Origin of the sequence: Mesorhizobium sp. M1307 (assembly GCF_040318155.1) — a bacterium.
Taxonomy (GTDB): domain Bacteria; phylum Pseudomonadota; class Alphaproteobacteria; order Rhizobiales; family Rhizobiaceae; genus Mesorhizobium.
In genome coordinates, this window is the sequence record NZ_JAMYLR010000011.1 from 1 (window position 1) to 13,629 (window position 13,629).

Here is a 13,629-nt window from a genome sequence, read left to right on the forward strand (position 1 = left end):
GATCATTCTGCGTCGCGCTGCATTGATGCTCAGAAATATGACAGGCGTGCCGCTGGAACCGGCAACTCATGACGGCTCTGAAGTCCATTGCTGCTGAAATGAGAGTCGGCGGATCAGACCTACTTCAGGTCATCTTGTGCGAGTGGCTCGAAACAAGGATGCGTTGACCGAGGGACTACGGGCAGCCGGAGACGCCCGCGGAGTGGGTAACCCAGAAGGGCCGATGCCGCTGGTTGTGCTGAGCGCCGACCACCCCTGGGGACCGCTCGTGGCGGGATTCATCGCCGAAGGCCGGATGGCTGCCGACCATTCCTCCGGACGTCGGCTACGTCACCGGGCCCAAAAGGGGCGGAGCTCGCGGCGGCCGTGCCTGGCGCGAAACACCTCGTCAACACCGACAGCGGCCACGACATCCACAAGGACCAGCGGCAACTCGTCCTCGACTCGATCCGCGAAGTCGTCGACGCCGTGCGCACCGGAAGACAAGCCTGGAGCCGTAGCGGCCTCGCCTGTCCCGCCCCGGTGTCATCGCTTCGCTGGCGTTAACGGTGAGACCGCATAGATCTGGTCCAGTATTTTCAGCATCAGAGCGTTGGCGGTCGGCTTGCCATCACGCGAGAGCGTCAGGCTGGTCCAGACGATCAGCGTGACGTCGTTGTCCGGGTCATGGCCCATGAAGGAGTTGTAGCCGGGCATCTCGCCGCCGTGGAAATAGATCTTGCTCGGCCCGAAGGCGATCAGGGCGATACCGTAGCCATATTTCTGGCCCTCAGGCTTGCTGGGATCTTCCGCTTCGGGACTATCCGGCCATTGGCGCTGGTAGTCGGCGTTGAAGACCTGGCCCCCGACCAGCGCGCGCATCCAGGTCGCGAGGTCATCCGCCGTGGAGATGACGCCGCCTGCCGCAGAGTAAGCGGACGGGTTCTGCCACGTCTCGTCATCGGGCTTGAGCGTTCCCGCCTTGGCCGCCGCCTGAAGATCGTCCGGATAGGGCGCATCGACCAGGGCATATGACGCGCCGCCGTAAATGTAGCCATGCGCATAAGGCTCGGGGATGGTGTTGGGCGTGCTGACGGGCAGCAACGTGTTTTTCATCCCCAGGGGCCCGAATAAGCGCTCCTGAAAGATGGTCGCCAACGGCTTGCCGTCGATCTTCTCGGCAACGAGGCCGAGCAGATAATAGTTGTTGTATTCGAATTCAGCACCCGGCGCGAAGTGCGGCGGCCGTTTGAAAGCCATGGCGAGGACCTCCTCCGAGGTCCACGCCTTGTCCGGATTGTTATCGAGGCTTTCCCAAGTTCCGGTGCATTGGTGAAATTGTAAAGGCCGCTCCGCATCTTTGTGAGCTGGCGAATGGTGATCTGGTCGCCGTTCGGAACACCATCAACGTATTTCGAGATCAGATCGTCGAAACTCAGCTTCCCTTCCTGGATCAATTGCATGATCACCGCGGCCGTCATAGTCTTGATGTTCGATGCGGGCCGGAAATGAATATCGGCGCGCGGCGGGTTCGTGACGCCGAGTTCGGTCGTTCCATACCCGAAGGCGAAATTGCCCTGCGGAGTCTTGAGGAGAACCATTGCGCCCGGCAGCAGGAGTTCCTTTGCCGTGCCTTCCACCATTGCCTGAAGCGCGACCGGGTCGATCGGCTTGAGCGCCGGCGCAGAAGCGCCCATGGCGCGCACACCGCGACAACCACGGCGCCCAGTGTTCTCGCTACCATTGTTTCACTCCCTGGCCAGATCGATGGGACGAACTCCACCGGAAACGCAGGCTTCCGCCTGTGGCCGGAATATCAGCAATGGAGGGATGTCGCAGTTTGTGCTTCGTCCGCGGTCGAGCCGATGCGGACCTCGCCTACTCAGCAGCTGCGAGCGCGGGCAAACGGCTTGGTTAGGTGGTGAGCCAATGTTGGCGCAAGCACGATCGCCATTATGGGACCGACAGTTTTACGATGCGGCGTCGTCCATCGGTCTCCGCCTCGACCGAAAGTCCTTCTCGCTCATAAATTTCTGCGCTGGATTGGTCGTTTAGGACGCTCAGCTTGGTAGGCAACCCACGCTTGGCTGCCTTACTCTCGGCCGGGCACGAATCTAACAAAGCATCGTCGGCTCTGCAGCCAACGGCGGTCATAGAACTGGCAAGCGAGGTTGTCCGACTATCGTTGCGCCTTCAGCAGACGCTCTAGCGTTGAAAAGTCACTCATGTCGCGGTAGGGCGTCAGGTCAAGATCCTTGGGGATCTTCTTGAGCTTCTCTTCGGAGATCGGTTTTTCGTGCCTTTTGTTGCCGGCCTGGTAAGCGGACCAGCTAACACCCGCCGCCTTCACGGCGTCGCGTTCGGCCCGAAGGGCGATTTGATGCGCGTGCAGATAATGAAGCCCGAGTTTGTCTATGAGCGCCTTTTCAACGATCTCGTGCGTTAGCAGAAATGGGGCAAGCCGGACCTTGGCCGATTTCCAATCCATAGTGCGAGGCATATGGCGATCGATATAAATCGTCCTACCATCTTTGCTGTAGCCAGCAATGTAAGGGATATCGAAATCATGAACGATCTTCACCCGACGATGCAGCGCCCGCACAGCGTCACCCAGTACATCATCGTCCAAGTCTTCGGAAACGTGGCGGACTTCATCTTCAAGCTTCATTTTTTCCACACTGACACCAGCGGCGCTTTGCTCCCATAGACCGGGAGCCTTCCCGTGGACGGCCAACTTGGCGACCGGTGCCGGCCGGAAGAACTGCCACGTCGCCGGCCTTCAAGGACAATGTACGGCTCCAGTTGCCCCCGAACCGAACCTTGCCGGTTTCGCGCGCAACCCTAAGCACTTCATTTTTGCGGGAATGGTAATGAACGTAGTGGTAGATGTCGTCCCGCCAGCCGCTACTCCAGCCATTGGCCTCGAAAAGCTCTTCCAGCACGGCTGCGGAGTCAACCTCAATGTCAAAGGCATGGGCCCGAAGTTCATCCGCAAGGTGCTTTCTGCCGGCGAATCGGGCTCTCCCGGCACTTCGTTGCAGGCAGGCAGCGGGTCTGCGCCCGCTGCTGCCACATGGATGTCATCTCTATGGCTGCGGATTTCGTAAGGCGGGTTTCTCAAGCACTAGCACATGACTGCCAAGAGGCGATGTGTGAGTGCTCTTGACCTGGAACCCCTCGTCAGAAAGCGTTTCGATAAATTCGCCATCCGTTCCAGGCGGAACGCGGGCAACGACGTTTGAGGTGCGCCTCACAATATTGGAAAGCACCCTTCGCGCCTTGCCTGGGCCGATGTTGCGCTGCATGTGCTGATAGACGGCCAGCAGCAGGACGATATCGTATTTCGGTAGGAGGATGTTGCCGAGGCGCCGGCTGCCAAGATTCAGGCGATCGAACCGGGCATGTACCGGGGAGCCGCTCAATAACATTTTTGCAGTCTCGATATGCGGCTTGGCGATGTCGATCCCGTGGATCGAGCTCGGTTTCAGCTTGGATATCTCATAGGCGACAACACCCATATTGCAGCCAACATCGAGAATGGATTTTCCGGCGTAGTCGACCTTTGCGGAGAATAGCCCGTCAAGTCTGTCGTCCCACGTTCCGGCAAAACCCCTTTTGAATCTTGACCACCACAAATCATCAGCTCCTTTGAGAAGAGCCCCCTTGAGCGCCTCCTACCACGAGAGAATTAACGGTCGATACCCGTTCAACTGGAATTGATGACATTGACGAACCAAGGCAGGGACGTGTGCGGCCGCCTCACAACCCCATCACCTTGAGTGCCGCGGGAACCGCATAGCGGCTGCCGTCATAGCGCAGCCGGTAGGTACGCTTCACAGGCTTGCCGGGATGGGACTGGCATTCGCCATTCTGGTCGGGGTAGGGATTATCGGTATTCGACCGCTCAACCGCGGTAATATCGTGATAGCCATGATGGCTCGCCGGACTTATCGCCAGGCTGACCTGGCTGGAATGAAAGTATCCGGCGCAACTACCATCGCTATCGCCGCCAGAGCCGGCCACCACGAGGCCGTCGAGCACCACGCGAAGCGTATCGCCGGTGAGAGCGTATAGCCGCAGGTCGGTTTCAGTGAAGGGAGCGGTCAGCGAATGGTGTGCCAGTTCGATGCTCAGGCCGAAGGCGGTTACCTCAGGGGCCAGTGCATAGCGGCCGGTGTCGAATTCCACCTTACGGATCGCGATGGCATCATCGGTCATCAGTCCAGGCTGGAGCAGGCGCTGGCGCACACGCAGCGTATTCCTGTCGACGACCAGAAGCTCGATATCGCCGACATGCAGGTGGTCGCTGTTAGCGCTGTCAATCAGCGGCACTGCGACCAACAGCAGGTCGCCGTGAGCGGGCCAGATCTTGCAGATCAGGCCAAATGGCGCATCGCTCTCCGGGAGCATTGAGGCGATGCTCGTATGGGGTTCAAGCGTGAACGAGGCGCCGTCGGCGCTCTTTCGGGCCTTGGGATAGGCCTGCTGCACCAGGGCGGCGGCATCGCCGCAATCGCCGGCCGCTGCCCGGGCGGGCGACAGGCTGGCGAGGGCGGCGCCGAGCAACAGGACAGGCAACACTATTCGCATGGAGTTCTCGCGTCGCAGGGCCGGGTTCGGCCAGGGCCCTTCTACGCGAGATGGGCGGCGACGCACAGGGTGTAGGGAAGTGACGGCTAGCTCCACCCGTTGCGTCAGGACCATAGGTATCCTGGAAAGCCGTAAAGTCCGAGCTCGCTTAGGGACGGTGATCATGAGAACGCCGCCCGAGCAGCCAATTTTGGCAATGCTGTTCGAGCTACCTGAGACACAGATACTGACAATGTGATCTCGATTGCCTTGTCGCGCTCCGATTAGATAAAGAAGCGCTCCGACAAGAAACCTCTACAAAACCGGACCTCGCCGATCCGTCAAGCGCACCTTCCAGGGTGTACACTCCAAGATTAACTCGGCATGACCTCCGTTTCTGACCCCCTGAGCCGGGCGCGTTCGCTGTCGGCGCGGTATCGAAGCAAAACCAATGCCGCGCTTGCGTCGGCTTTCCGAAACCCCAGCTTGTCTTTCCTTGAGACTTGGCAGCACGGCGCGTTCAGTCGGAACCGTGCTGTCTTCAATGCACAGCCAGTCCAATCATCCGGCGAGCTTGTAACGCCGCCAGCCTTTTTGGCAGCTGCGAGCGTCGCATTCATGTCGAGTTCTTCGAGGACAACGAGGTCGTTTATCCAGCCGCTTGCCCGCACCGCCAGTGCTAGGTCCACCCCATCGGCCTGGTCCGGAACCTCAGCATTGATGACAATATCATAGGCATCATAGGCGCCGCGAGTAAACATCATACCGGACACCTTGCCACCAACGCTTCCCAAAACCGCCTTGATTGCAGCTTCTCGGTCTGAGCCTTGTATCAGTCCCTTGTAGGCATGGCGCGGATAGTTTCCCAGGATTGTCACTTTCATGGGTATTCCTCCCGATCTTGTACTAGTCTCGTTATTGGTCGTTTGACCAACACGGAGCTATGGCGGACGGTTGCGTCAGCCGTAACCCTGCATCGCAACGCTTTTGCTCAGATCCAAAGCTGGCAGCGGGAAAGGTTCGACTTGCCCTGCGGTCTTGTCCAGATACTGCATCAAGGCCGTCACGAGGTGGTAGAAAATGCTCGCGGGCACCTCCGTCGCCAGTGACCTTCCGCGCTCGTCAATTCTGTCGATCCACAAGCCTAGCGGTGCGGGATCGATATGCCATTTGAAGAGGCGGGCGACACGAGCTTCGATCTCAGGTTTCAGATCAGGCCCGCCGATGCCGTCCAGCGCGATGGCCGCCTTGATGGCTTCGCATTGTGGCCAGCTGCGGGAGAGCCGGTCGAAGGGAATTCCCTGCCGCGACACGGCTGAATAAGCCAGGCCCGTGGCCCGGTTCAATCCGCTGGCGATCGCCGACGAATAGAGCTTCCTGGCGTAGGCCGCCAAGTCTTTCTGCCCGCTTGCCCGCGCGAACTCGACGAGGAGCGAAGCCCATTCGAAATGGTGCCCTGGTTCGGTCCACTGTCCCTCCTCTCCCGGCAACGGTAGCCAATCGACATCGAAATGTTCCCCAAGCGTCCAGCTCTCCTGATCGAAGAAATGGCACCGGAAGAGATCGACGACACGTGCCGCCCGACGGAGATATGCACGCTCGCCGGTGACGCAATACCAGGCAAGGAAGGATTCCAGCATGTGCATGTGTGGGTTCGAGAACCGCACCCCCTTCCAGCCGGGCGTCTCGAGGAAGCCGTTCAGGCTGACGTCCTCGAGATGGGTGTCGATGAAATGGAACGTCTCTTGTGCCAGCTGCAGGGCATCCTGATGGCCGCATCGGTGAGCCTGGGCAAGCGCCAGGAGCACGCAAGAATGGTCGTAGGCGTCCTCCGTCGGGTCAGCCACGCTGCCGTCGGAATTAAGGGTGCGCACCCAGCCACCGCGATCGGTGCGGCCGTGTTTGGCGATGAACTCGATGCCGTGGTCGATGAGCTTGTCGGCCGGTCCAACCCAGCCGCGTTCTTTGGCTACCGCGAACGCGTAAATCTGGCGAGCCATCGTCCGCATGCGCTTGGGTTTGCCCAACGGCCTTGCATCGAAACCGAGCGCCTCGTGGAAGCCGCCATACGCATCGTCGACACCTGCAGTGGACCACAGCGGCAGGGTTTCGTTGAAGAGCCAGTGCTCGACGCGCTTACGCCATGACCCGCTGATGATGACCCGGTCTTCCGACGCCGTGAACTTCGTCTCGAGTCGTCCGCTCTTCTCGAGTTGTTCGACGACTTTCTTCACGTTCTGGCTGTGGCTGACAGGAGCGACGAATACTGCGTCCGGTGTCGTCACCACCGCCACATGCTTCATTCCAATGACTGTCAGCAGTCTGCCCTGGCTCCGGAGATAGGAGTTGCCGCAATCCATGGCGACAACGTCGCCCATTACGACATTGCCGTCGCGGTCCGTCGGGCTGGCTTCCAGCAGCGATTGCCACGATCCAAGGTCGTTCCAGCGGAAGGAAGCCGTAATCATCGCAATACCGCGTGCATGCTCCATGACTGCGTAGTCGATCGACGTCGACGGGACAGCCGAATAGAAGCGCTGGGGCAGGTAGATGCCCAAGACGTCGGTCCGTGCAGCCTTATAGGCCCGTTCCGCGGTGTCCCAGATGTCCGGCCGGAAGTCGAGAAATGCCTTCCGCATCGTGTCGGCACGAAACAGGAAGATGCCGGCGTTCCAGTAGAACCTTGCCGAAGCCACATATTTGCGGGCCGTCTCGGCATTGGGCTTTTCGACAAAATGTGAAACGGCGGCCTGGCCGTCACTATTTGCCGTAACCTCGATATAACCGTACCCGGTTTCGGGATGCGTCGGCTTGATGCCGAATATGACAATGCTTCCCGAATCGGCGGCAGGCATGCCCGCCTCGACGGTTTCCCAGAATTGCGTTTCGGTCGATATCTGATGGTCGGAGGGGACCACGAGCACAAGCGCGTCCCCGCCATATTCGGAAATCGTGTGCAAGGTGGCTATGGCCACCGCAGCGGCGGTATTGCGGCCAACGGGTTCGAAAATCGGTCTGCCGCCGTTCAGGCCGAGCGGACCTATATCCGATATAACGCGGTCTGCATGCCGTTCGGAAGCTAGCAGGTAGATCGGCGTCTCACCGTCCGGCCGCGCTTTGAGGCGTCCGACAGTCTTCGCGAGCATGGAGCCGTCGCCCGAAAGGTCGTGAAATTGCTTGGGATTGTCTTCGCGCGAGAGCGGCCACAGCCGTGAGCCGACGCCCCCGCTCATGACAAAACTTATGATCCGGTCCGACATGGTCCAGTCCCTCTCAGAATGTCTGGTTGTAAGCTCCGACCTCTGGATTGCGGCAGCACGGCATCGAGAACCCCGAACACCTCGCGAGGTCGCTCGGGCGACTGGGCCTTCCACGACGACAATTTCCGGCTTGTTCAACATGGCCCTGACCAGAGCCCAGGTGCCGTCTGGGCAACGACACGCACCCATTCACGGTGACGAGATTGGCCAGCGGCTGGCCAGCGAATTCGATCCCGTCCGCCTTCATTTTCGTCAATTCCCCGACAACTTTCGCGACCACACCGTATTTGAGCTCGTCGGCGCAGTGTGGCGACATGGTCGGCGTGCCGAAGGTCAGCGGCAGATCGCGATAGAGGTCGGCCATGCTGCTTTGCGGGCTGCGATCCAGCATCTGGCAGATGGCGATGGCCGTGACCAGGCCATCGTCATAGCCGCGGCCGATCGGCGGATTGAAGAAGAAATGGCCCGATTTTTCGAAACCGGCGGCGGCGCCGAGTTCGGCGACGCGCCGCTTGATATAGGAGTGACCGGTTTTCCAATAGTCGGTGACCGCGCCATTTTCCCGCAGCACCTTGTCAGTCATGAACAATCCGGTCGACTTGACGTCGACGACGAAAGTCGAGCCGGGATAGAGGTGCGAAATGTCGCGCGCCAGCATGACGCCGACCTTGTCAGCGAAAATCTCGTTGCCTTCATTGTCGACCACGCCGCAGCGATCGCCATCGCCGTCGAAGCCTAGCCCGACATCGGCGCCCGTTTCCAGCACCTTGTCGCGAATGGCGTGCAGCATCTGCATGTCTTCGGGGTTGGGATTGTAATTGGGGAACGTATGATCGAGCTCGACGTCGAGCGGGATCACCTCGCAGCCGATCCTTTCCAGTGCCTCGGGAGCGAAAGCCCCGGCGGTGCCGTTGCCGCAAGCGGCCACCACCTTGAGCTTCCTGGCGATACGCTTTCCCGCTGTCAGATCGTCAAGGTAGGTTTTGCGGAAATCCGCAACGAAGTCATAGGAGCCACCACCGACAAGGTCGAAATCGCCGGAGAGCACGATCGCCTTCAGCGCGCTCATCTCCTCCGGACCAAAAGTCAGCGGGCGCGCCGCGCCCATCTTGACGCCGGTCCAGCCATTCTCGTTGTGCGAGGCAGTGACCATGGCAACGGAGGGCGTGTCGAGCGCGAACTGGGCGAAATAAGCCATTGGCGACAGGGCCAGCCCGACATCCTTGACCCGTGCGCCGGCGGCCATCAGCCCGGAAACCAGCGCCAGCTTGATGGCAAGCGAATAGGAGCGGAAATCGTGACCGGTGACGATGTCGGGTCCGGCACCCAGGCGACGGATCAGCGTGCCGAGCCCCATGCCGAGCGCCTGGACGCCGATCAGATTGAGTTCCGGCGTTTCGTTCGAGCCGGGATGGCCGAACCACCAGCGCGCATCATATTCGCGAAACCCAGACGGCTTGATCAGCGCCGAGGTTTCAAACTCAAAAGTGTTTGGTCTGGCATGGCCGACTATGTTCAGGGTCACTTTCTGCTCCGCAATTGCGGGCAACAATCCTAGCACGCTGCCGGGCGCAGGCCCCTTCGGGAATGGGGGTAGCCCCAACGCCCTGGTTCGCCGCCCTCATTCAATATAGGAGCATGCCGCCGATCCCGAACGAGGTCTCGTCCAAGTATGGCCGTCCCGACAATGTCGACGAAAGGTGTTTCGGACGCTTGGCTCGGCTTCTCAAAGAGGAAATCGAAAGCTATCCGCCGAACTCCGCCCGTAAGATCGACTGTGCCGCGTTCGCCTTGAAGGCGATCGGAACACGGGCAAACCCGAGCGCATGTACGTGAAGATCAATTCCCTCACGCGAACGGTCAACCGCGGACGGCAGGTCTCTCTGGAACAGCAGATGTCATTCGTCGACAGGACGAGAGCCTGTTTTCGGGCCGATATCGACGACCATGATCTCCGGCGACACGCCGAAGCGCACCGGCAGCCACGATACGCCCAAACCCCCGGATACAATCATGTGCCGCCCACCCTCGACGACATGCCCGTAGGCGAAGCGCTGTCCGTAGGCTGAATTGATGATGGGGGGTCCGATGAATGGCAAGCGCACCTGTCCGCCATGTGTATGGCCGCATAACGTCAGGCTGACACGGTCAGGGACAGTAATGAAGATGTCCGGTTCATGCGCAAGGAGCAATATCGGATTGCCGTCGTCGGGTATTGCGGCCATTGTTCCAGGCAGATCGTCGACGCCCTTGTACACGCCGCGAGAAAACTGCATGGCCCACTGGTCGCCAAGACCCGCGAGCCAGAATGATGGGCCATCCTGCTGACGGATAAGCGTGGCAGTGTTCTCGAGGACCGGAATGCCATTGTCGACGAGGGCTGCGCGGACGCTATCGACACCGTGCCACCAGTCGTGGTTGCCGAGAATGGCGTGGCAGCCGAGTGGCGCGGAAAGTTTCGAAAGGGAATTGCCCCAAACAGTGTCGGGCACGATCCCGGTGGCATAGCGCGGCAGCACGCCCATCACATAGTCGCCAAGGAGAAGGATGATATCGGGCTGTAGGCTATTCGAAATACCGACGATCTCGTCGATCCTGGAAACCGGCATCCAAGGCTCGCACGCGTGGATGTCAGCGATCACGACGATGCGCAGAGGCTTGGCAGTGGTCGGCCAGCGCGGCGGTAGGACCTTGTAGCGAGTGACGCGCAGTTGAAACCGAGGTTCAATCGCGAGGGCATAACTCGCCAGACCGAATGTCGCGAGCGACACGGCGCCAAAGAGCTTCAGGAATGAGCGCCGCGACGTCAGCACTTGTATTTCCCAGCACAACGAGGTCGGTTTTAGAGATCGCCACGAATTCAGCTGCGGCAGCCTGAACCAAATCAACCGGGTGAGAGGCCTCGCGGGGTCAATAGTTTCCCAAATCGGCATCACCTGCAAGCATTGGTGTTTGTTGCGCAGGGGAGGAGCTCGGACACCCGTCAACCGCTCCGATTTGCGACTGATCTCGGAGGGCGAGTGTAGTACCATTCCGGATGGAATGGGTCGCCTTTAGATCGTCGAACGCTTCCATCTCGGCATCGCTCACTTGATACCTTTCGTCGGCGCGGCATCGACTGCGCTCCCGGCTTCAGGCCAGTGACTGCGATCAGCTCGACCACGCCTATGCGGTCGACAAGGGACCGTCCACGCCAGGTTTGGGTGATGTGGCAGACCAGGGTTGTTCGATGTTGCTCCACACGTGCCCCGCGGATAGGATCCAATGTGGAGTGCGAGGCCTGTCTCGCGAGCCCCTTGGACGCTCCACCCAACCGCGCCACGATCTTGGCCGACACACCATAGACCGCGTGGCAAGGGTTGGGAGAAACATCCCTCGATGACCGAAGGACCAGTTCCTCTCGCCGCCACGGCGTCAGACAGGTATTCTTGTGGATGTACATTCGGACCCTCCGGTGAGTGCTGAAGCTTGGTAACTCCAGTCTCCTCGGTTCGGTCCGAATGGACAGCCCACAGAAAGCTCGCAACTAGACACTGTTCCATCCCGATGGCATCGGGATGGAACTCCATCTCTTTTGTTTGAGCATGATCTTCTCCGAAAACCGGCTCCCGTTTCGGTCGGGATCATTGCTTCGAGGTGCTGTTTATCCAGTCATTGCTTGATCACGGCAGTCCCTCGCGGGAGTGTTATTTCCCCGCGTAGATCCTTCAGGTCACATAGAATGAGGCTGCGGCGAGCGAGAGATGTGGGGAAAGGCTGGCGAACTGTATTTGAGACACGCCGCCGGCCCCGTCACTGTCGAAAGAGAGCGCCCCGGTTGCACTGTCGTAGATGATATGATCGGAACTGTCATGCGCGGCTGCACCAACAAAGAAAGCTTTGGATGGAAGCCCTCCCGGCTGAAGCCCGGCAAAAACGGTATCGCTGAGATGGAACGTGTCCTGGGAGCGCTTGAAGTCGGTGATCTTATCGACATTGCCGGCTCCAAGAGCAGTATTGAACGAGAAGGCATCGTGGCCTGCGTAACCGGTCAAGACGTCGGCGCCGAGCCCGCCGTTGATGACATTGTTGCCGGCATTGCCCTCGACGGTCTGGGCGAACTCGTTGCCGGTGAGGCTCATCGCCTTCGTGCCGGACGGGTTGTTGGTGGCGAGATGCTCGATCTCCGAGCCAGCCGAAAGCGCATAGCTCACCGAGGCGATCACACTGTCGTTGCCGCCGCCCACTGCCTCAACCGCCTTCTCGTTGGCATTATCGACATAGTAAGTGTCGTTGCCGCCATAGCCGATCATCGTGTGGCCGCTGGTTCCATGCAATACATCGGCGCCGCTGGTTCCGTATAAGGTGCCATCGCTGGTGCTGCCGGAAGCAGTCCCGGTCCCAGACCCAGTCTCGGTCCCGATCGAGCCAGTGGTTGGGGGAGTGACGTTCGCACCCGTGACGGTGTCGCCGCTGCCCGCCTTCTGATAGAGCTGAACCCCATCGACCTGCATCTGCATCGACGAAGGGGTCGAGCTATCGAGAGCCGTGTGCCATCCGGCCGCGTTGGAGGTCGCGACCCCGTTGTTCATGATCAGTTCCATCGGTTCATTCGGGATCGGCGCCTGTGCGCTGGTCACTTGCGCCATCTGTTTCCCGTCGAGATACCAGGTGATCGATTGACCGGGATCCCAGTTGATACCGTAAGTGTGGAAGCCGGCCGTGAGGTCGACACCGCTGTCGACGACGCCGCCGAACGTCCCTGACGGCGTGTGAAGGTGATAGGAGAACGCCTGGTTTGCCGGACCCGAACCGGTGAATCCACCTTCCTGCATATCGATCTCAAAATTGTCGCCGCTGCCGCCTGCGCCATTGCCGGGCAGCAGCCAGAGGGCTGGCCATGCACCATCGCCGCTCGGCGCCTTCATGCTGATCTGAAGATAGCCGCCATTGAATTCGAAGTTGCCATAGCTGCTGACCACACCGGACGCCATCGGGTATGTCTGTGCCGTCCCCTGATTTATGCCACCGACGGTCTGTTTGACCGCCGTGAGATTCAACAGCCCGTTGGTCACGGACACCTGGCTCGGCATATCGTAGTCGGCATAATACGGCCCGCCCGGCCCGCTTCCCCCTGATCCATTGTCGTTCCACGGCCAGCCGTTGGCGGCATTGCTCGTGATGTAGGTATTCCAGTCGCTGTCGAGCGCTGTACCGGAGAAGCTGTCCTCGAAGACGACGTCGCTAGAGGCAAAGCCTGCGGGTGCGGAAAGGGTCATTCAGTCATCCTCTTTGGCGTTGAAACAGGGAATTCCACTGCCGCGCATCGCCAAGGCGCGCGACATGTCACCTGCTCGCAGTTGGGCACCGCGAGCAGATTTCAAAGTAGCGGAGATTTGCAGGTCTTCGCCCCAGACATTATTGTCGAGCGAGCTTAACGTTGAACTCGCCATCGAAGGCGGGTTTTGTCGACGGGAATGCTAATCAGGCCCTCGTCCTTGAAGCCATAAACGGTGTCGCTGCCGACGCGCGCAAGGGGTTCAACGGATCGAGCCGCAGCCGGGTTGAAGTCGAGCCCAGCTGTTCGGGCAGAAGTACCACCTAGCTTGCCGTATAGTATAAGCACAGTATACCCTTAGTTAGTTGCGTTTTTTTTGCGTTCAACCTGAATATAATAAGTAAAAAGCAGGCGCTTCTGCTTCATGGCTTACTCGCGCACGCCGCCTTGTACCTACGTGAATTGATCACTCGAGGACGATGTACGTAACCCAATCGACCCTACTGCCATTTGCGGCGAGAATGAGGCTAGGCGAACACTTATTAACACCTTCTAATGTAGGAA

General features: G+C 59.6%; 9 protein-coding genes and 3 pseudogenes. 2 read left to right on the plus strand and 10 right to left on the minus strand.

Going from position 1 to position 13,629, the window contains the following annotated elements:
* Nucleotides 1-366: 366 nt before the first annotated feature.
* Nucleotides 367-546, plus strand: coding sequence for a hypothetical protein (locus tag NKH16_RS15140; RefSeq protein WP_352900149.1), 180 nt, complete (start codon nt 367-369; stop codon nt 544-546).
* Here NKH16_RS15140 and NKH16_RS15145 read toward each other — a convergent pair.
* The 3 genes and pseudogenes from NKH16_RS15145 to NKH16_RS15155 all read right to left on the minus strand — a co-directional run.
* Nucleotides 526-1,263, minus strand: a pseudogene (locus NKH16_RS15145) (serine hydrolase domain-containing protein); the annotation flags it as partial. The gene NKH16_RS15140 and the pseudogene NKH16_RS15145 sit on opposite strands and share 21 nt — an antisense overlap.
* Before the next feature lie 50 nt (nt 1,264-1,313).
* Nucleotides 1,314-1,676 (minus strand): annotated as a pseudogene (locus tag NKH16_RS15150) (serine hydrolase domain-containing protein); the annotation flags it as partial.
* Between the two features lie 482 nt (nt 1,677-2,158).
* Complete coding sequence (locus NKH16_RS15155; RefSeq protein WP_352900152.1) at nt 2,159-2,647, minus strand: hypothetical protein; 489 nt, start codon at nt 2,645-2,647, stop codon at nt 2,159-2,161.
* 67 nt (nt 2,648-2,714) lie between these two features.
* Here NKH16_RS15155 and NKH16_RS15160 point away from each other — a divergent pair, with 67 nt between their 5' ends.
* Entirely contained in the window at nt 2,715-3,086 is a 372-nt protein-coding gene (locus NKH16_RS15160; RefSeq protein ID WP_352900155.1) for a hypothetical protein, read from the plus strand.
* Here NKH16_RS15160 and NKH16_RS15165 read toward each other — a convergent pair.
* The 7 genes and pseudogenes from NKH16_RS15165 to NKH16_RS15195 all read right to left on the minus strand — a co-directional run bounded on the left by NKH16_RS15165 (nt 3,066) and on the right by NKH16_RS15195 (nt 12,862).
* Nucleotides 3,066-3,614, minus strand: coding sequence for a class I SAM-dependent methyltransferase (locus tag NKH16_RS15165; protein ID WP_352819735.1), 549 nt, complete (start codon nt 3,612-3,614; stop codon nt 3,066-3,068). The genes NKH16_RS15160 and NKH16_RS15165 overlap by 21 nt on opposite strands.
* Before the next feature lie 124 nt (nt 3,615-3,738).
* Nucleotides 3,739-4,560, minus strand: coding sequence for a PA3715 family protein (locus tag NKH16_RS15170; RefSeq protein WP_352900158.1), 822 nt, complete (start codon nt 4,558-4,560; stop codon nt 3,739-3,741).
* A 362-nt stretch (nt 4,561-4,922) separates the two neighbouring features.
* The gene (locus NKH16_RS15175; protein WP_352900161.1) at nt 4,923-5,432 is read right to left on the minus strand and encodes a GYD domain-containing protein; all 510 of its coding nucleotides are present in this window, start codon (nt 5,430-5,432) and stop codon (nt 4,923-4,925) included.
* A gap of 75 nt (nt 5,433-5,507) precedes the next feature.
* Nucleotides 5,508-7,808 (minus strand): AGE family epimerase/isomerase, encoded by a 2,301-nt coding sequence (locus NKH16_RS15180; RefSeq protein WP_352900164.1) that lies wholly within the window; start codon nt 7,806-7,808, stop codon nt 5,508-5,510.
* 13 nt (nt 7,809-7,821) lie between these two features.
* Nucleotides 7,822-9,333 (minus strand): annotated as a pseudogene (locus NKH16_RS15185) (phosphomannomutase/phosphoglucomutase).
* 373 nt (nt 9,334-9,706) lie between these two features.
* Complete coding sequence (locus NKH16_RS15190; protein ID WP_352900167.1) at nt 9,707-10,621, minus strand: metallophosphoesterase; 915 nt, start codon at nt 10,619-10,621, stop codon at nt 9,707-9,709.
* A gap of 894 nt (nt 10,622-11,515) precedes the next feature.
* Nucleotides 11,516-12,862, minus strand: a complete 1,347-nt coding sequence (locus tag NKH16_RS15195; RefSeq protein ID WP_352900169.1) for a family 16 glycosylhydrolase — start codon at nt 12,860-12,862, stop codon at nt 11,516-11,518.
* Between the last annotated feature and the right edge of the window lie 767 nt (nt 12,863-13,629).

What these genes read in the sequence shown, in the direction of transcription:
- NKH16_RS15180 (WP_352900164.1), bottom strand. Translation starts at nt 7,808, where the DNA reads ATGTCGGACCGGATCATAAGTTTTGTCATGAGCGGGGGCGTCGGCTCA.
- NKH16_RS15175 (WP_352900161.1), bottom strand. Translation starts at nt 5,432, where the DNA reads ATGAAAGTGACAATCCTGGGAAACTATCCGCGCCATGCCTACAAGGGA.
- NKH16_RS15155 (WP_352900152.1), bottom strand. Translation starts at nt 2,647, where the DNA reads ATGAAGCTTGAAGATGAAGTCCGCCACGTTTCCGAAGACTTGGACGAT.